Genomic DNA, 17,749 nt, shown 5'->3' with positions numbered 1-17,749 from the left:
TGCATTCCGAGCGCGATGTCGACACCCTCCATCACGCCGTCCTCGATCATCGCGGCGGCGCCGCCAAGCCCTTCCTCTGCCGGCTGGAACATCAGCTTCACGGTGCCATTCAGCGTCGGCGCCAGTTTTTTTAATACGGCGCCGATGCCGATCAGTGTTGTCGTGTGGATATCGTGTCCACACGCGTGCATCTTTCCTGGGTTCTTGCTCTCGAAAGAGAGTCCGGTATCCTCGTGAATGGGAAGCGCGTCCATGTCGGCGCGAATGAGAAGCGTGCGTCCCGGCTTTCCGCCTTCGATAATTCCAACCACACCGGTCTTTCCAATGCCCGTCCGGTGAGGAATATCGAGCCGTGTCAGTTCATCCGCCACAATCCCGGCAGTTCGAACCTCCTCAAAGGCGAGTTCCGGATGGGAGTGAATGTCGCGCCGCAACTCGATCAGGCGGGGTTCGATCTCACGGGTGATTTCGTCGATGGCTGCTTTGACGTCATTAAGAAGAGGTGAGGACATGTTCCCTATCGCGCGCGACGAGCAAGTTTTCGGCGCCGGTCCGGTCGCCGCGGAGACCAGCGTCAGTGAAATGCAGGACGAGTGTGGGTCCCTCCTGACGAGGGTGCAAATAAAAACCCCAGGGTAGGGCATTGCAAAAACTGATGGGGAGGCATCGGCCACCGTCTCACTGGTCACCTTCGGGGTGGCGACCGTTGCGCGCTTATCGAGCAAAATCATCGGCGGATTAAGCGCCGTGTTCGGCCGATGCTCGGCTGATGCCATTCTTGCCGGCATCGAACTGGTTCAGATGATGCGCAAACGGCAGGCAGGTCCGCCTTGAATCCCAGTCCCTCATTGTCCGGGCAGTTCGCCATCCTCGCGGCAGCATGAACCAGCATTGCAATCTCGCCCTACCCGTAGCTCCAGATAAAGTTTGCAACAGAACTGGTGCAACTGGTGACAACATGCGGGCACCGATTCTGGGGCCACCACCGCCTCGGGATCAAGCCAAGCGAGATGAGAGGCACTTGGTTTCGGAAACTCGCCTGGCGGCTCTCAGTTTCTCTGCCCCGGCGCCGAGACAGGTTCCCCTAGGCTCTCTCTGTTCGGAATCCGATGGTGAAATTCCAGCGTGATGACCCAACAATCAGGTCCAGTACGTCCGGACCTTTCGTTCAAACGCAGAGGCCATGAGGAACGAAGCAATAGATATTACGGTCGCGACGGCGCTCGCGCCGAGCGCGCGGCTCATATCGAGGTCATTTCTCGCGGCTTGGAAGAGATTGCCGAGGCCGCTCGTGCCCATCAGGAATTCCGCTACCATTGCGGCCAGAATCGCGTTTGCGGCCGCCAGCCGAAGAGCGACAGCCCATTCGGGCACCGCCGCCGGGATCGCGAGGAACCAGAGGCGGCGGAAGATGCCGGCTCCGAGCACCCGGAAGAGATCGTCGCTTCCCGCAGGCAGGGCCCGCAAACCCGCCGCCGTGAAGACGAAGGCTGGGAAGAACGAGATGATGACGACGATCGCCAGCACGGTACGGACGTCGTATCCGAAGATGCGGGCCAGCACAGGTATAAGCGCAACGACCGGTACTGACGCGAAGATCAGGCTGAGCGGTGTAAGCAGTCCAGACAGAATGCGCGAAAGCCATGTCAGGATCGCGAGAAGCGTGCCGATCGCCATACCCAATACAAGCCCGCCGGCCGCCAGCATCAACGTCTGCGCCGTGCTCACGAAATAGACGCTCGGATGAGCAACGATATCGTGCAGGAGGTCGGTTGGACGAGGCATAACGATCCGGTTCATGCCGGAGACTGCGACCCCAATTTCCCAGACAGCTAGAATTGCCGCGATGCCCCAGAGTCCAGCGAGGCTCGTGATTGCCCGGGCACTGGTAGCGCGCGTGCTCATGCGCGGTGCTCCTCTCTCACCGGAACCTCTCGGCCATCAACGTGTGGAAAAATCCGAGCGCACCGAACAGCATTAACGAAACGAGTACGGTCAGGAGCACGGCGCTCCAAAGCAGCGGAATTTGGAAGTTCTGCATCGCGTTGATGATGAGAACGCCAATGCCGCGCGGCGCACCGAACCATTCCCCGACAATGACACCGATTAGCGACGCTGGTGCGGCGAGCCGCATGCCGCTTGCGATCGTAGGCAGCGCCGCCGGGAAATTGAGGCGTCGGAACCGGACGAGCCGTGACGCCCCAAGGACCCGTAGCAGGTCGTCCCATTGTCGTTCGGTCGAGGCGAGACCTGATGACGTCGCGACATAGAGGACGAAGAAAGTGCTGAGCGCTGCGAGCGCCGAGGGAGTGGAGTTGCGTCCCAGGAAGATGATGAGGAGTGGTGCGAGCGCGATCGATGGAACCGCGTGGATAAAGGCGCTGGTGCGATCGAGACCGGGCTTGAATGGTGGTAGGAGATAGGCCGCCATGGCGGTTAGCACGCCCGCGAACAGCCCAATGATGTAGCCGAGAACCAGCGCTTCCAGCGTCGCACCCAGAGCGCGCGAGAACAACGGCCAGCGGCTTGGGTCTTGAAGAAAAGCCAGTACGTCGGTGATTGGAGGCCAACTCAGACCGAGCAGACGAAACTGCCCGATTGTCTCCCAAAGCGCGAGGAAGAGCCCGATTCCGGTAATACCGAGCAGGATTGAGACCGCACGCTCCGAGCGGATCTTTCTCATCCGAGCGAACCTGAGGGAGAATCAAGCGCGTCGGTAAGTTCATCGGACAAACGGTGGAATTCGCTGCTCCGCATGACGTCGGGTTGTCGCGGACGTGCGAAGGGCACATCGAGGGTGCGCACGACCCGACCCGGACGACCGCTCATCACAATGACCCGGTCGGCGAGGAACAACGCTTCGTCGACCGCATGGGTGACGAGCAGCGTGGTGATCCTTCGTTCGGACCAGATTCGCTGCAGCTCGATGTTCATCTGCCGACGCGTGACAGCGTCGAGCGCGCCAAACGGCTCGTCGAGAAGCAGGACTTCCGGCTGCAGCACAAGAGCTCGGGCGATGGCGACGCGTTGGCGCATTCCGCCCGAGAGTTGTTTGGGCCGGGCGGACTCGAAACCGGCAAGACCCACCAAATCAATGAGGTCCTGAACTCGCCGTCGGTCGACAGCCTGACCGGCGACGCGAAATGGCAATTCCACATTGGCTCGGACGTCGAGCCAAGGCAGCAAGGCATGGTCCTGAAAGGCAACCCCGAGACGGTGGCTAGCGGCGAGTTCCGCCGGCGGCTGCCCATTGATTGCGACCACTCCTTTCGACGGCACCTCAAGGGATGCGACGAGCCGCAGGATGGTGCTCTTGCCGCACCCGCTTGGTCCGAGGAGCGCCACAAAAGAGCCGGTAGTGAGTTCGAGCGACATTCCCTCGAGAGCCGTGAGCTCCCTTCCGTCATCGAGACGGAACTTCTTCGTCACTTCGCTGACGCTAATTGCTGTTGGCGCTTGAGGACCCACCGAAGGAACGGGATGGACAGTGGACAAGCGACCTCTCATCTTTTTCATGCGACCAAGGCGTCGAAGCGCGCCATGATCTCCGGCCGTCGTTTAACCAAACGATCGCGAATGCGTTCGATATCGACGGTAAGGATTTCGCGGTCCTTCATCACGATACGCCCGTCGACGATCACGGTGCGGACGTCGCGTCCAACGACTACAGTTGAAGCAATAAAGAGCGGGTCGAGCGCGCCAATCTGGTCTGGATCCGTGGCGCGAACCAGAATCACATCGGCACGTTTGCCGACCTCAATGCTGCCGATCTGATCGTCGATTCCGAGGGCACGGGCGCCGCCACGGGTCGCGATGCGCAGCAATTCCTCAGCACTCATCGGTACGCGGGTGTGGAACTGGTGTCCAACGCTTGCCTGCTGACCGACGCGCGCGACGTGTGCCACCTGAAATACATCGAGTGTGCCAGCGGAAGCCGCTCCGTCCGTGCCCAAGCCGATATCGACGCCACGTCGCCACATTTCCTGCAGCCGCGGTATCCCGATTCCGTAGTTTCCAAAGGCGCAGTGACAGGCTGAGACACGGTGCTTGACGTACAGATCGACCTCGTTGGGAGAGAGGATCACTGAATGCGCGCAATGGAGGTGCCTGCCCAGAACGCCGAGATCATCTAGATATTCGGTCGGCCGCTTGCCGAAATGCTCAAGGGCGTAATCAACCTCATAGGTTCCCTCGGCGAGATGCGTGTGAATCTTCACACCCATATCCTTGGCTGCGTCTGAGAGCGACGTGATGAGTTCAGGCGAGCAAACGATGATCTGACGCAGGGATAACCACGCTTTGACACGCTCCTCGTTGCGCCAGCGTTTCACCAGCGCGACGTTGCGGTCATAGGCCTGCTGCGTGGACATCACCATGGAATCCGGCACAGCGCGCCCGGCGACTCCGGTATTCTGATCCACTGTTGAGAGCGAGACGAAGCCGCGAATACCGACATCGACCGCCGCGCGTGCCATCTCATCAGGATGTGGACCGCCGGCCTCCGCGAAGCAGGTCGTGCCCACCATCAACATGTTCGTGTAGGCGACGAGGCCGCTGAGATAAACATCCTCCGGTTCGAGCAGTCCCTCGAAGGGCACGTAATAGTTTTTCCACGGCGGGTTACGGAGTGGGCCCTTCCGGCTCAGTTCTGCCAGCTTCCCGCGCAGCAGCTGCTGTGCTGTGTGGACATGGGCGTCGACCATCCCCGGGAGCGCAATATGCCCTGCGGCGTCGATCACATTGGTTGCCTCAGGCAGGCTATTCGCATCGGCCGAAGGACCAATCCATACGATCCGTCCACCGGAAATCGCGATCGAGGCATCGGGAATCACGGTGCCGCCGTCATTCATCGTGACCGCGTCGCATCCGCGCAAAAGGATATCGACACTTGCCGGTCCGTGCATCGCGGCGTCGAGGGGGGAAGCCATGTGGGTAAACCTATAAGCCTTGATGAGCCTCAGAGACGATCGTGAAGTCCGCGATGCGGTCGACATCCGGAAGATTGTTTCTCCCCGTCGCACGCGCCGCTTTGTACATCGGACCGGTTATGACCTCGCGATCGAGAGCGAGCCGAGGCCGATCCGTGCCTTCATAGCGGGTGAGGGGGATCTGCAGTTCGTTTTGACGTGTCTGTTGGGCAAGTTCGAGCCCAAGATCGGCTCCAAACGTTTCGACCGCGAGACGCGCGGCAACTGAGGGATCGGCTTCGTTTTGATTCCACCCGGCGATGATGCCACGCAGATAGGCAATCACCAGGGGCCGATGGTTCTCAAGATAGGCCCGGGTGGTGATCAGCACGGCGCCGTAGGTCCTGAAGCCCAGTTCGTCGAAGCTCACAAAATGGAAGTCCTTGCCCCAGACGAGCCCCATACGTTCGAGAATGATGGTCTGGTTCGTGCCGAAAGCCGTGTAGCCGTCGCCATCTCCCGCGAGCAGCGGCTCCGGTGAGAAACCGGCCGGCACCTGCGTCCACTGGATCGGAAGACCGGCGAGAGAAAGAGTCGCCTCGATCGCAGTCTTCTCGTTCGCGCCTTGGGCGAGGATGCGTTTGCCTACAAGGTCCTTCGGTTCAAGGATCGGTTTTTTAGCCAGCGAGATGATTCCGAGAGGGTTTTTTGGAAAGACGGCCGCGATCATCACCAGGTCGTTTCCCTGGGCAACGGCATCGAGAAACGGGAACCAAGTGGAATAGCCGAGATCGGCTTTTCCGGCGGCAAGCATCACCGGGGAAGGCAGCGCGTTTGGCCCGCCTGGATACCATTCAACATCGAGACCACGCTCAGCGAGCAATCCGCGCTTCAGCGCAATCCATTCGCCAGCATATTGGACATTCGGGATCCATCCAATTTGAACCCGGACTTTAGTCCTCGCCTGGGCGGATAGCAGCCCCGGACAGAGAGGCACGACCAGCCCGGAAACTGCCAAGGCCTTCAGCAAATGACGGCGACTCTGCCTCATGGCAAACCCTCTTCGCCTGCCGTTGTGAACCAACGGTTACAAAAATAGACTACCACATGTTACAAAGGGCACAACTGGCGAGCTGGTGAGATTTTGTGCAAGAGCTAAAGCATGAGCGCTAAAAAGTATGCCGACATGACCATTCTCGAGCGGATTCGGCAGCGATATCCCACAATGACGGGTGCCCTGCGGGCATTTGCAGATTTGGTCCTCGCGGAGCCGGTCAACGTCGCGCGTATGAGCAGTCATGCCGCCGCGAAAACAATCGGCGTCTCGGTGGCGACGGCCAACCGCTTTGCGCGTGCCATTGGGTTCGAGACCTATCCGACTTTCCGAGCCAACCTGATTCAAAGCTTCGCTTCAGCCTATGAGCCCGTGAAGCGCCTTGAGCGGGAGATCTCGAAGGCTTCTACAAGCTATGAGATCGTCGTCAGCTGCCTAAGAGAGGATATCGCCAATCTCGAACAGACGATCGCGATGTTTGATGAGATGACCTGCCGGCAGGCCGTCGAGTTGATTATCGCGGCGAACCGGATCTTCGTAGTCGGATTCGATAACGGCGCGGCCTTGGCGCAGGTGCTAGCAAACGGACTGCTGCAGCTGAAGGACAATGTCGCGCGTGTTTCTAACGGAGACGGGGGTCTGGGGGTCGTACGCCATCTGTCGCGCTTTGATGCATCCGACCTCGTAATTGCAATCGCCTTTCCGCGATACATCAAGGATACGATCAGTCTCGCGGCTTTAGCGAAGTCTCGTGAAATCCCGGTGCTCGCCATCACAGACACTCATCATTCGCCTCTCGCGGCGCTTGCACAGGTGAGCCTCTACGCCTGCTCTGAGCGGCACTTCGCGTCGGTATCGAATGCGGCAGCGCTTTCCCTCATCGAATCCCTTCTCGCAGCTGTGTCGCACCGCACCCCGGCCTCGGTGCAACGCGCCGAAACCTTTACATCCTGCGCCCTGCCCTGGATTGAGGTCGGCAGAGCGGATGCGGGCCAGAAGCAGTGAGGCTTCCGCGACAGGGTGAGCCAACGCGACGGGAGCTCAAGGTCTCGAAGAGTGTGTTCGGTTCCGTCGCAAATTTGAAGTGATGCAAAAAATACTAGGAACCCCGCAGGCGGAATGCCTGAGGACGGCTGCAAAGGGTGGGAAGTGGTCAATTCACCGCGGACTTGGCTCACCTCTTTTCCTCTTGGTTTAAATCAGGTCTTTGGTGTTGCGGCGCATCGATTGGATCACGCCCGCAGACCTGCTGGAGAAGATCATCCGATACGAAGCAATGGATGATATCCAATGACCTTGGTACCGGCGGACCCTCTTCTCGATCTCTGGAGCGTAGCGCTGAACCCAGCGGAAAATGGTGCTTGGGTCGACCGCGACGCCACGCTCCTGCATCATCTCGGCCAGATCAGGTGATCCCGTACTTGCAGTACCAGCGCACGCACAACAGGATGATTTCCACCGGAAAGCGGCGGCGCGTGAATCGACAACAGAGCGACTCCTCAAATGGCCTCCCCGGGTTACCTCACACCGGTTAACGCAGCAGTCCCCACTTCAAATTTGCGACGGAACCCAAAGCCACCGCGAGAGTACCATAGAGATTCCGCATCCCATATATTGGGATATTGATCTCTATAGTTGACATCATCTCGTCCTTTGTGGGACTTTCCTCGTCTAAGCGTCCGCTAAGAACACGGCGCTGCGTACACGGAATACGCTTCAGAAAGCTCAGGTCGGAACTGATGACGACTTCTCTCGAAAGCGATCTTCCCACGATGACAAATGTCGCACGTGTGACGCTGCGCCATCCGATGCGATGGGTCACCGCTGTGGTATGCGTCATCCTACTCTCGCTCGTTTTCCGGGCATTCGCTTACGGTCAGATTGAATGGTCTTATGTCGGCCAATTCCTGACGGCCAAGGCGATCATGATCGGTTTTAGCAACACGCTTTTGATGACGGTCCTCGCAATGGCGTTGGGCATCGCGCTCGGCCTTCTCGCCGCGCTGATGAGGCTGTCATCCAATCCGGTGGCGAATGCGGTCGCTGCCGGCTACATCTGGTTCTTTCGCGGCACGCCTGTCTATCTTCAGCTTCTTCTTTGGTTCAACCTTGCCCTGATCTTCCCCGTAATTGGAATCCCTGGGCTTGTGGAAGCGCGCACGGTCGACGTGATGACGCCATTTCTCGCCGCACTTCTTGGCCTCGGCGTCTGTCAGGGCGCCTACACGGCGGAAGTCATTCGCGCCGGCATTCTTTCAGTGGATTCCGGCCAGATCGAAGCGGCAAAAGCTGTGGGCATGCGCGCTCCTCAAGTCCTGCGCCATATCGTCCTACCGCAGACGCTGCGCATCATCACACCGCCGATCGGCAATGAGGTGATCGGCATGCTGAAACACACCTCGCTCGCGGCCGTGATCAGCTATCACGAGATCATGCACACCGCGTCGATGATCTATTTTGTCAACAACCGTGTCATCGAAATGCTGATCGTCTGTTCGATATACTATCTCTTCGCCGTCACACTCCTCAGCCTCGGGCAGGCCCTTCTCGAAAACCGACTTGGTCGGTCGCTTAACAAATCTTCCGGCAAACTTAAAGTAGAGGAGGGTGTCGGCGCATGATCCCCGCCATTCTCGCGCGTGACTTGCGCAAATCTTTCGGTTCGGTGAGCGTGCTTCGCGGCGTCAGTCTCGACGTTCAGCCAGGCGAAGTTTTCGGGATCATCGGACCCTCAGGCAGCGGCAAGAGCACCTTTCTGCGCTGCCTCAACAGCCTTGAGACGATCGACAGCGGCGATCTCTATGTAAACGGCGAGTTCGTTGGTTATTGCTTCGAACGCGGCAATCTTCGCGAACTGAGCGATCGTGAACAATCCGCTCAGCGCATGCGCATCGGAATGGTGTTCCAGCGCTTCAACCTTTTCGCGCATATGACCGCGCTCGAGAATGTCACGAGCGGACCGATTATCGTCAAAAAGTTGTCGCGGGTGGACGCGGGGGAGCAAGGTCGCCACCTTCTCGATCAGGTGGGTCTTGCCGGATTGTATGATCGCTATCCTGTCCAGCTTTCCGGAGGCCAGCAGCAGCGCGTGGCGATTGCCCGCGCCATGGCTATGGATCCAGAAATCCTGCTTTTTGACGAGCCGACTTCCGCACTCGATCCCGAACTCGTTGACGAGGTGCTTGAAACGATCAGGCAACTGGCGCAACAGGGTCGGACAATGGTCGTCGTCACCCACGAGCTCCTTTTCGCCCGCGACGTCTGCGACCGCATCGCCTTCATGGATCAGGGGCAGCTCATCGAGTGCGCCCCGGCGGAGGATCTGTTCGCAACGCCCCAGAAGCAGCGCACGCGCGATTTCCTGCAGCGATTCAACGTTTCCGAGCCAAGCTGATCCACAACGAGAGAGGGAATAGACATGAAGATGCAGCAAGCATTGTTCAGCGGCGCGCTCGCCGCCGCCATCGTACTGTCGGGTGGTGCGGCCACTGCGCAGGACGCCTTGAACAGCAAGCTTCCAGCGCGAATTCGAGATGCCGGAAAGCTGGTGGTCGGCACCAGTCCTACCTATCCGCCGCTTGAGTACAAGGACACGGCAACGCTCGAACTGAAGGGCCTCGATATCGATCTCGTTGAGGAGATCGGACGTCGTCTCGGACTCAAGATCGAGTGGAAGGAACAGTCTTTCGACCAGCTGATCAACTCGCTTGATACCAGCCGCATCGATATGGGTGCGTCAGGCATGACCGATATCCCGGCCCGCCGCGAGAAGACGGACTTCGTGGATTATTTCTCTACAGGCACGCAGCTTTTCACCATGCCGGATGTGGGCGCCGGCCTCAACAAGGTCGAAGACGCGTGCGGCAAGCCCATCGCCGTCAATCGCAACGGTATCTTCCTCATCCGCCTGAGGGATTTTAATGAGAAGGTCTGCGTGGCAAAGGGCCTGCCCGCGGTCGAATATGTGCTTGTCGACAAGACGGCGGATGCGCGCCTGCAACTTCTCCAGAAGCGTGCGGCTGCGGCCGCTCAGGGCGTCGATGCGATCCGCTATCTCAACGAGCAGAAGGAATCGGCCGATCGCGGCAAGTTCAAGCTGATCGGCGACCCCATCGCCGTCGACTATGCCGGCTTCGGTTTCTCCAAAGCGAATACGGAACTGCGCAACGTGGTGGCCGATGCCGTCGACGCCATGATCGCTGATGGGACTTACTCCAAGATCTTCGCAAAGTGGGAGATGCCCTATGCGGAAGTGAAGGCGACGATGATCAATGTCGAGCCCCGCCGCAAATGATGCGGCGCCCTTGAGGAACTGCCGGCTGCCGTGTGAGCAAACGCGGCGGCCATTCGATCGAAAGAAAAGCGGTCCTGGGGAATTCGGGGCCCTTTACATTCTGCAAAAGGATGGCCGCTCATGACGGCTCGACTCTATGCCAGCCTTGATCGCGTGATCGATCGTCTCGGATTCGAGTTAGGTGATCAGCTGACCTATCCAGGGATCTATCGCGGATCGCCGCTCAATGTTTCCCCGGTCGTGATAGAGCAAGGCGGCAAGATTTCGGCCGTTGTCAGCGAAGCGGATTCCGACGCTTGCCGCGTGATGACGCCTGGTGTCACCGCGGAGAGCTATGGCCGCTATTTTTCCTGGGACAGGGACATGAGCGCGCCAGTCACGAGTTTTGCGCAGGCCGTGCGCAAGATCACCGGCCCGGAAGCGATTGCTTGCGAAGCCACGCTTCCCGTCAGTCGCTATGAGATGCTCGCTGATAGCGGTCCTGTGACATTGTTTGACTTGCCGGATTCGGCGGAGCTATTCGTCTATAGGAAAACGCGCAGCGATATCGAAGCTCTATGGATCGCGACCCGCGATGCCGATGCTGCGCGTTTTGCGCCGTTCGTCGCCGGGCTGCGGAACGGTGATGCGTTGGTTGCGGCCATGACGGCCCATAACCGAGGTTTCGCGCCCCTTGACGCGCTGTGCCGCGAAAGGGGATTTCAGGCGCTCTACGTCACAGCGGCGCATGAAGTCGAGATGTTCACTGGCCTCCCTTCCGCGGTCATCGAGCAGTATGGCATTTCCGCGCTGTTCAACCCGGACGAAACGACGATCCTCCTTTTGTCGGCGCGGGCGATTGACGGCGTGGGTTTTGCTCCCGCAGGCCGGGCGGACGGCCTTGCCGCGGCGCTTCTGGCGACAGGGGCGCAGCGGATCGGTTTCCAGAAGGACCATCTCGCGACCGGCATTTATCTGCCGCTGGCGGAAGCGGAGCTGGAGCTGGAGGATGCCGCTTATGTGCTGCGCCGCTGGCAGGATCGCCGGGCAGGCGATGATCTCGTCTACTTCATCTTCGCGGCGAATGCCGTTCTGAAAGGAATTTCAGCAGCGCGTGCGCTCCTGACGCGCAATGCCGAGGGAAAGCTGACCGAGCGCGATCTCGTCGCGGTTTATCATCAGGCTGTCCGCCGCTTTGCTCGCCGCTATGGCTTTGAGAACCGCGTGTCATCCTATTTCGACATCGTGCATTCAGGCGCGCGAACTCTCCTGCCGGCGACCGCAGGTGATTATCCGGTCAGCACTCGTGACAAGACGATCAAGTTTGATATGGGTCTGATGGTCGCAGACGCGTTCGGCTGTCTGCGTGGTTGCTCGGATATCGCGCGCACAATTTGCGCCGATTCTGAAATCGAGGCCTTGCATGATCGGCTACGGACCATTCTCGTCGATGAGCTGATCCCCGCCATTCGCCCGGGAATGACCGGGCAGGAGGTACACGCCGTCGGCGTCGATTGTTTGCGCCCGCTGGAGGCGGATTTGCGCCGCCTCGGTCTTCTGCCGGAAGGCATGAATGTCGATAGCTATCTGCGCGATTGCGGCCACACGATCCAGCGCCAGACGATTTCTTCGGTCTATTTTCTTCCCGGTGTCACCGAGACAATAGAAGAGGGTATGCTCGGCTGCACGGAATATGTCTGGCCAATCGGAGAGATCCTGATAGCGATCGAGGACGGCTATCTCGTCACCGAGAGCGGCGCGATCCCGTTCACGGCCGAGGCATGATAATGGCTAACAGCGTCTATGACAGCAGGCTTATCGGGCTGCTCGAGGAACTGGTCTCGATCGAAAGCTATTCAGGTGACGAAGCGACCGTTCAGGACCGCATTGCCCACTGGTTTGCCAGTCATGGCATTACGGCGGAGATCGAGGAGGTCGATGGCGGGCTGAAGAATGTCGTTGTCGAAATCCGCGGCAATGGCGATGGTCAGACGCTCTGGATTGGCGGCCATTGCGACACGGTCGGCATCGCTTCCGGCTGGACGCGTGAGCCGCACGCCCCGCGCATCGAGGATAACAGGCTCTACGGCCTCGGCACGATGGATATGAAGGCCGGGCTTGCGGCAGCCATGGAAACCGTCCGTGATTTGCACGGGCGGCGCGCCGAGTGGAGCGGCCGGCTGATCTTTTCCGCACTCGCTGACGAGGAGGCCTATTCGCGTGGCGCGAATGCCTTCATCCGCAAGGACCGCGGCATCGACGCTGCCATCATGTGCGAGCCGCATTTCGAAGATGTCGTGATCGGCTCCATGGGCAAGATCAATCTGCGGGTCGAGGTCAAGGGGCGTTCCGCCCACGGTTCGCGTCCCGAGCAGGGGGTCAACGCGGTGATCGAGGCTGCCCGGCTGCTGGTTGCGATAGACGGGCTGGAGCGCTTTTCCCACCCGGATTTCGGTAGGGCGAGCCACTGCGTGCTCGATGTCGCCGCGGGCGATGGACGCTACGAGATCCGCGTTCCAGACACATGCACCTTCACGATCAACTGGCATTTCATGCCAGGCGAAACGGTGGACGGCGCTGTCACGCTCATCGAGGGGCTGGTTGCCCGGCTGAACTCGCAGGCCTGCTTTAGCGTAACGGTCCGCGAGCCGCGCTATGAAAGCTTTCTGCTCGAGCGCGACCATCCTTTCGTATCCGGCTTCGCGGACGCCTATCGGAGCGTTCTGGGCAAGGAACCGGACCTCGCCTTCGGGCGCGGCGTTTCGGATGCCAATATCTTTTCAGGGCGCGCAGGCATCCCGACAATCCTTTTCGGGCCGGGGGGTGCGAACATGCACGCCGGCGACGAATGGGTCGACCTCGATCAGCTTCATCTCGCCCGCGACCTCTACATCGATTTTGCGATCCGTTTTCTGAAATCCTCGCATGAAAGGCCCATGCCATGACATCCCGCATGAGCACGCTCGACTATTCCTTTGCTCAGGTCATGCGGCATGTGCATCACATGCGGACCAACTTCCCCAATCGGAAGAGTGGCGGCGGACAGGATCTGGCTGCCGGTCAGTATGTGGTCGAGACGCTTTCCTCCTACGGTCTCGATGCAAGCCTGCAGCCGTTTGAAACGTTCGACAGCGACATTGGCGAAGCCTTTGTCGCGCTCGATGACCCGGGCGGGACGCCGATCACGGCGCGGCCCTGCCTTCATGCCGAGCCGACACCGGAGGCTGGCCTGATTGCCGAGCTCATCGATGTCGGCCCGGGAGGGCTTTCCGATTATGACGGCAAGGATGTTCGCGGGAAGTTTGTGCTCGCCGAAGTGTCCTATGCACCCGCAACACCGGAAAAGGCGCGCATCGCGGCGTCGATGGGTGCAGCCGGCATCGTACTCATGAATTGGGGCAGCGACGAAGGAAAGGAAATCCCCTGGCGTGCGTTGAAATCTGTCTGGGGCAATCCGACGCCTGAGAATTGGGGCGACATTCCGCGCATTTCTGGGGTCAGCATATCGCGCTCCGACGGGATCATGTTGCGCCGGAAGATGGCGCAGGGTCCGGTCACGCTCCATATCCGCCTCACCGCAAGCCGCCTCTGGCGTACGCTCTATCAGCCGCTTGCCTGGTTGAACGCGCCAGCGGATGCTCCGGAACGTGACCAGTTCGTCATCGTCTCCGGTCATATCGATTCCTGGAATCCCGGCGTCACCGACAACATCACCGGCATGTCCGTGATGATGGAGATCGCGCACCTGCTCTCACGGCAGCGCGACAGATTACGGCGCTCGGTGGTCTTCTGCTTCTGGAACGGACATGAGGTCGCGGAAGCCGCTGGGTCGACCTATTTCGTCGATAGCCACTGGGAGCGGATTAACCGTGATGCGGTCGCTTATGTGAACATCGACTCCGTCGGCATGAAGGGGACGGAGGAGTTCCACATAAATTCCTGCCCCGAACTAGCAGATTTCTCGGCAGAGATGTCGAAGGCGGTCTTCGCCGGTACGCTTCCGCAAAAGGTGACGACGCTGCGCCGTGTCGGTGATCAGTCCTTCTTCGGTGTCGGTGTCTCCGCCGCGACCGGCCGGCACAGCTACAGCCCGGCAGTGGTCAAGGACCAGAACGGAGCAACGCTTGGGTGGTATAACCACACGGAATTCGACACGATCGACGTGGTGGACGAGGCGGCGCTGGAAGCCGATCTCGACTGGTGCTCCCGATATGTGCATGCGCTGGTCACGAAGCCTGTCCTGCCGCAGCGCTTCGGTATGCGCCTCGCCGATCTCGAAGAACGCTTCGCAGCGATGATCGGCGACGGCAGCGATCCGGCGGACCTCGCGCGGATCCCGATGGCGCTCGCAACGCTCAAGAGTGAGATCGGCTGGTTCGAGGCCTATCTCGATGGAGCAGCCGCGACGGCGCCGGATGCTGTGCGGATCCGCGCAAACCGGCTGATCTTGCGCCTGAGCCGACTTCTGACCTTTCTGACGAGTTCGGCAATCGGCCGTTACGGCCAGGACAGCTATGGCGTCAGCACGCTCGCCCAGCCCGTTCCGGCTTTGGCCTGCCTTCAGGATTATCGTACGCTTCCGGCGGATACGCTCCAGGCACGGCTGCTGAAGACAAAACTGATGCGCCTGCGCCAGTCGATCACCGACGCGCTCGAGGCCGCCCGCAATCTGATCGACGATTTCCGCATGATCGCAGAAGGCGGCCGGCAAGACACGACGAGCATGGCTGTCGTCGCCGGCCAGGGGCCTTGGAGGTAGGAGCCATGCAGCGGATTATCCACGTCATCAACGCGTCGAGCCGCACGGATACGGGGATCACGGAAGATATTGCCCGCAGCCTGGCATGGGTGGACCGTGACGGAATGCCCAAGATCAACTGCCTGACTCTGGAGGACGGGCCGCGCGGCATCAGCACGGCACGCGATAGCGACGACGCGGCCCCGGCGGTTCTGCGCTTCATCGAAAGGCAAGCTGCGCGCGAGGAGACCGCCGGCTTTGTCGTCGCCTGTTTTTCGGATCCCGGCGTCTTCGCCTCGCGCGGTCTGACTTCGAAGCCCGTCGTCGGCATTGGCGAGGCAGGCTTCGCCGCAGCCCTTAGTTTCGGAGAGCTTGTCGGCACGATTGGCGTTGCTGCCGGGCCGGGCGTCAAGAGCATGCGGGTTGCGCGGCATATGGGCGTCGCGGCGCGCATTGCAGGGCATCGCGGCCTCGGCCTGACCTATGACCAGCTGCAGAATCCTGATTTCGTAACCGAGCGCGCCATCGTGGCAGGCCTCGCCTTGCGAGATGCCGGAGCTGAAGCCCTGCTGTTTGCCGCGGCCGGTCTTGCCCGGTATGTGGCGCCGCTGGAGCGCGCCGTGGGACTCCCCGTCGTCGATCCGACGCAGGCCGCGGCCGGGCTTGTACTCGCCCAGATCATGCAGACACAAGGCAGAAGCTAACATCCGCCCATCAACCTGAGGGAATCTCATCATGGACCTGCTTGCGACCAGACCTTCAAACCCGGCACCGGCGGCTCCGGAATACCCCTGGCCGAACGGCACGCAATGCGCGTTGTTCCCCGCCTTCGATGTCGACGCCGAATCGGTCTGGCTCGGCGCCGACCCGCAGAATGCGAAGCGGCTCGTCACCATGTCCTATGGCGGCTACGAAGCACGCGTCGGCATTCCAAAAATCCTCGAAGTGCTGAGGCGCCATGAGGTCAAAGCAACCTTTTTTGTGACCGGCTGGTCGATCGACGCACATCCGGCCGCCTGCGAGGCAATCTTGGCCGACGGTCACGAGATCGCTCATCACGGCTATCTGCATCTGCGCCCGGACACGGCTGACGAAGCGACGCGGATCGAAGAGATGGATCGCGCCATCGATGCGATGAAGCGTGTTCTCGGCATCTCTCCGACCGGCTACCGCGCGCCCTGGGGCGAGACCTGTGTCGAGCAGCTCGAACTGCTGAAGTCGCGCGGCATCCGGTATTCGAGCTCTTTCCGCGACGATATTCGGCCTTATCGGCATGTGCTGCCTTCCGGTGCCGGACCGATCGAAATCCCCGTCAACTACAGCTTTGACGACTGGAGCTACGGACTCACCCACCGCACAAGCCCGCGCGCGATGTTTGGTCGCGAGGACGTGCTGTCGATCTGGCGCGACGAATTCGATCAGACACGCGAATGGGGCGGGGTGACCACGATGGTGATGCATCCACAGGTGACGGGACGTCCGATGCGCATCCGCATCCTTGACCAATTCCTCACGCATGTGCGGCAGTTCGACGATGTCTGGATCGCTACCGGGCGCGACATTGCGGCTCATTATGAGCGGTGCGAACGCACCAATCAGGAATCGTGAAGCGGTGCCGGCAGAGACCAGAATCATGATCACCGACAGACAGCTCAACATCGTCCCCTTTGTCAGCGTAGACCATATGATGAAGCTGGTGCTGAGCATCGGCGTCGAAACCTTCCTGACGGAGCTGGCCGGTTATATCGAGGAAGATTTCCGCCGCTGGGAGGTCTTCGACAAGACGCCGCGCGTGGCGTCGCATTCGCGTGATGGTGTGATCGAACTGATGCCGACGAGCGATGGCATTCTGTACGGTTTCAAATATGTGAACGGCCACCCGAAGAATATGAAGGAAGGTCTGCAGACCGTGACGGCCTTCGGCATGCTGGCCGATGTCGCGAGCGGCTACCCTCGGCTGATCTCCGAGATGACCATCCTGACAGCGCTCAGAACCGCCGCGACATCCGCAGTCGCCGCCAAATATCTCGCGCCGGAAGGCTCAACATCGATGGCGATCATCGGGAATGGCGCGCAAGCCGAGTTTCAGGCGCTGGCTTTCAAGGCGATTCTCGGCGTCGACCGCTTGCAACTCTATGACATTGATGCGGCGGCGACGGCGAAATGCATGCGCAATCTCAAAGGTCTCGGCTTCTCGATCAAAAGCTGTGCTTCGCCGCAGGAGGCGGTTCAGGGCGTCGCTATCATTACGACTGCGACAGCCGACAAGCAGTACAGCACGATCCTGACAGATAACATGGTGGGGAGCGGCGTTCACATCAACGCGGTCGGCGGCGACTGCCCGGGCAAGACAGAGCTACACCGCGACATCCTGATGCGCTCTGAAATCTTCGTCGAATATCCGCCCCAGACGCGGATCGAAGGCGAGATCCAGCAATTGCCGGGCGACCATCCGGTGACCGAGCTCTGGCAAGTGATCAGCGGCAAGCTGCCCGGCCGCAACCATGCCGGCCAGATCACGCTGTTCGATTCGGTTGGCTTCGCGACGGAGGATTTCTCCGCACTGCGCTATGTCCATGACAAGCTGAAAGGAGCGGGTTTTTCCGAAGATCTCGATCTTCTCGCCGATCCGGATGAGCCGCGCGACCTGTTCGGCATGTTGCTGAGGGCCCAGACCAAGGGATTGGCCCAACCGGTTATTTGATCGCTCGTCCGACGCCGGCATGAAATGAGAAGGGCGGTCCGCAAGACCGCCCTTCTGCTTTTTCGCGTGAATG

The 17,749-nt window shown here is 60.1% G+C and carries 16 protein-coding genes and 3 pseudogenes; 12 read left to right on the top strand and 7 right to left on the bottom strand.

The genetic code is table 11. The features are described 5' to 3' along the window. Positions 1-512, bottom strand: a 512-nt coding sequence (locus tag FEZ63_RS06795) for a M20 metallopeptidase family protein (protein WP_150942878.1), incomplete at its 3' end; no start/stop codon positions are given. Positions 513-716: 204 nt separating this feature from the next. Between FEZ63_RS06795 and FEZ63_RS25115 the strand changes: the two are divergent. Further along, positions 717-884: pseudogene (locus tag FEZ63_RS25115) on the top strand (IS6 family transposase); the annotation flags it as partial. A 256-nt stretch (positions 885-1,140) separates the two neighbouring features. Here FEZ63_RS25115 and FEZ63_RS06785 read toward each other — a convergent pair. From FEZ63_RS06785 to FEZ63_RS06765, 5 genes are all read right to left on the bottom strand, one after another. Then, the gene (locus FEZ63_RS06785) at positions 1,141-1,905 is read right to left on the bottom strand and encodes an ABC transporter permease (protein WP_150942877.1); all 765 of its coding nucleotides are present in this window, start codon (positions 1,903-1,905) and stop codon (positions 1,141-1,143) included. A 16-nt stretch (positions 1,906-1,921) separates the two neighbouring features. Beyond that, on the bottom strand, positions 1,922-2,683 hold the full coding sequence (locus FEZ63_RS06780) for an ABC transporter permease (RefSeq protein WP_150942876.1): 762 nt from the start codon (positions 2,681-2,683) through the stop codon (positions 1,922-1,924). Next, positions 2,680-3,507: an ABC transporter ATP-binding protein gene (locus FEZ63_RS06775; protein WP_150942888.1), complete on the bottom strand. Its 828-nt coding sequence runs from the start codon at positions 3,505-3,507 to the stop codon at positions 2,680-2,682. The genes FEZ63_RS06780 and FEZ63_RS06775 overlap by 4 nt, the downstream gene beginning before the upstream one ends. A gap of 5 nt (positions 3,508-3,512) precedes the next feature. Continuing rightward, positions 3,513-4,850 carry an amidohydrolase family protein gene (locus tag FEZ63_RS06770; protein ID WP_244622678.1) on the bottom strand — a complete coding sequence of 446 codons (1,338 nt, stop codon included), beginning with the start codon at positions 4,848-4,850 and terminating at the stop codon, positions 3,513-3,515. 88 nt (positions 4,851-4,938) lie between these two features. Further along, complete coding sequence (locus FEZ63_RS06765) at positions 4,939-5,958, bottom strand: ABC transporter substrate-binding protein (protein ID WP_150942875.1); 1,020 nt, start codon at positions 5,956-5,958, stop codon at positions 4,939-4,941. 111 nt (positions 5,959-6,069) lie between these two features. Between FEZ63_RS06765 and FEZ63_RS06760 the strand changes: the two genes are divergently transcribed. After that, positions 6,070-6,966 carry a MurR/RpiR family transcriptional regulator gene (locus tag FEZ63_RS06760; protein WP_244622677.1) on the top strand — a complete coding sequence of 299 codons (897 nt, stop codon included), beginning with the start codon at positions 6,070-6,072 and terminating at the stop codon, positions 6,964-6,966. A gap of 161 nt (positions 6,967-7,127) precedes the next feature. Continuing rightward, a pseudogene (locus tag FEZ63_RS06755) lies at positions 7,128-7,249 on the top strand (malonyl-CoA decarboxylase domain-containing protein); the annotation flags it as partial. 11 nt (positions 7,250-7,260) lie between these two features. Here the strand turns inward: FEZ63_RS06755 and FEZ63_RS25110 are convergent. Next, positions 7,261-7,420, bottom strand: a pseudogene (locus FEZ63_RS25110) (IS6 family transposase); the annotation flags it as partial. Positions 7,421-7,700: 280 nt separating this feature from the next. Between FEZ63_RS25110 and FEZ63_RS06745 the strand changes: the two are divergent. The 9 genes from FEZ63_RS06745 (at position 7,701) to FEZ63_RS06705 (ending at position 17,676) form a co-directional block, all read left to right on the top strand. Further along, a complete protein-coding gene (locus tag FEZ63_RS06745) occupies positions 7,701-8,582 on the top strand; it encodes an amino acid ABC transporter permease (protein ID WP_150942874.1) in 882 nt (293 codons plus the stop codon). Further along, on the top strand, positions 8,579-9,355 hold the full coding sequence (locus tag FEZ63_RS06740; RefSeq protein ID WP_150942873.1) for an amino acid ABC transporter ATP-binding protein: 777 nt from the start codon (positions 8,579-8,581) through the stop codon (positions 9,353-9,355). The genes FEZ63_RS06745 and FEZ63_RS06740 overlap by 4 nt, the downstream gene beginning before the upstream one ends. A gap of 24 nt (positions 9,356-9,379) precedes the next feature. Next, positions 9,380-10,255, top strand: coding sequence for an ABC transporter substrate-binding protein (locus FEZ63_RS06735; RefSeq protein WP_150942872.1), 876 nt, complete (start codon positions 9,380-9,382; stop codon positions 10,253-10,255). 120 nt (positions 10,256-10,375) lie between these two features. Continuing rightward, positions 10,376-12,019: a M24 family metallopeptidase gene (locus tag FEZ63_RS06730; protein WP_150942871.1), complete on the top strand. Its 1,644-nt coding sequence runs from the start codon at positions 10,376-10,378 to the stop codon at positions 12,017-12,019. Positions 12,020-12,021: 2 nt separating this feature from the next. Further along, on the top strand, positions 12,022-13,179 hold the full coding sequence (locus FEZ63_RS06725; protein WP_150942870.1) for a M20 family metallopeptidase: 1,158 nt from the start codon (positions 12,022-12,024) through the stop codon (positions 13,177-13,179). An 8-nt stretch (positions 13,180-13,187) separates the two neighbouring features. Continuing rightward, complete coding sequence (locus FEZ63_RS06720; RefSeq protein ID WP_201274102.1) at positions 13,188-14,993, top strand: M28 family peptidase; 1,806 nt, start codon at positions 13,188-13,190, stop codon at positions 14,991-14,993. A 5-nt stretch (positions 14,994-14,998) separates the two neighbouring features. Next, positions 14,999-15,676 carry an aspartate/glutamate racemase family protein gene (locus FEZ63_RS06715; RefSeq protein WP_150942868.1) on the top strand — a complete coding sequence of 226 codons (678 nt, stop codon included), beginning with the start codon at positions 14,999-15,001 and terminating at the stop codon, positions 15,674-15,676. Between the two features lie 31 nt (positions 15,677-15,707). Then, positions 15,708-16,580, top strand: a complete 873-nt coding sequence (locus FEZ63_RS06710; RefSeq protein ID WP_150942867.1) for a polysaccharide deacetylase family protein — start codon at positions 15,708-15,710, stop codon at positions 16,578-16,580. 28 nt (positions 16,581-16,608) lie between these two features. After that, entirely contained in the window at positions 16,609-17,676 is a 1,068-nt protein-coding gene (locus FEZ63_RS06705) for an ornithine cyclodeaminase (RefSeq protein ID WP_162419687.1), read from the top strand. Positions 17,677-17,749: the final 73 nt, after the last annotated feature.

Source organism: Microvirga brassicacearum (genome assembly GCF_008757455.1).
Taxonomy (GTDB): domain Bacteria; phylum Pseudomonadota; class Alphaproteobacteria; order Rhizobiales; family Beijerinckiaceae; genus Microvirga; species Microvirga brassicacearum.
The sequence above is the reverse complement of the archived record's forward strand: the minus strand, read 5'-3'. Positions and strand labels throughout refer to the sequence as shown.

Coding starts and splice junctions, on each gene's coding strand:
- FEZ63_RS06765 (WP_150942875.1), bottom strand. CDS start 5,958: ATGAGGCAGAGTCGCCGTCATTTGCTGAAGGCCTTGGCAGTTTCCGGG.
- FEZ63_RS06770 (WP_244622678.1), bottom strand. CDS start 4,850: ATGAATGACGGCGGCACCGTGATTCCCGATGCCTCGATCGCGATTTCC.
- FEZ63_RS06780 (WP_150942876.1), bottom strand. CDS start 2,683: ATGAGAAAGATCCGCTCGGAGCGTGCGGTCTCAATCCTGCTCGGTATT.
- FEZ63_RS06760 (WP_244622677.1), top strand. CDS start 6,070: ATGAGCGCTAAAAAGTATGCCGACATGACCATTCTCGAGCGGATTCGG.
- FEZ63_RS06715 (WP_150942868.1), top strand. CDS start 14,999: ATGCAGCGGATTATCCACGTCATCAACGCGTCGAGCCGCACGGATACG.
- FEZ63_RS06730 (WP_150942871.1), top strand. CDS start 10,376: ATGACGGCTCGACTCTATGCCAGCCTTGATCGCGTGATCGATCGTCTC.
- FEZ63_RS06710 (WP_150942867.1), top strand. CDS start 15,708: ATGGACCTGCTTGCGACCAGACCTTCAAACCCGGCACCGGCGGCTCCG.
- FEZ63_RS06745 (WP_150942874.1), top strand. CDS start 7,701: ATGACGACTTCTCTCGAAAGCGATCTTCCCACGATGACAAATGTCGCA.
- FEZ63_RS06740 (WP_150942873.1), top strand. CDS start 8,579: ATGATCCCCGCCATTCTCGCGCGTGACTTGCGCAAATCTTTCGGTTCG.
- FEZ63_RS06775 (WP_150942888.1), bottom strand. CDS start 3,507: ATGAGAGGTCGCTTGTCCACTGTCCATCCCGTTCCTTCGGTGGGTCCT.
- FEZ63_RS06720 (WP_201274102.1), top strand. CDS start 13,188: ATGAGCACGCTCGACTATTCCTTTGCTCAGGTCATGCGGCATGTGCAT.
- FEZ63_RS06785 (WP_150942877.1), bottom strand. CDS start 1,905: ATGAGCACGCGCGCTACCAGTGCCCGGGCAATCACGAGCCTCGCTGGA.
- FEZ63_RS06725 (WP_150942870.1), top strand. CDS start 12,022: ATGGCTAACAGCGTCTATGACAGCAGGCTTATCGGGCTGCTCGAGGAA.
- FEZ63_RS06735 (WP_150942872.1), top strand. CDS start 9,380: ATGAAGATGCAGCAAGCATTGTTCAGCGGCGCGCTCGCCGCCGCCATC.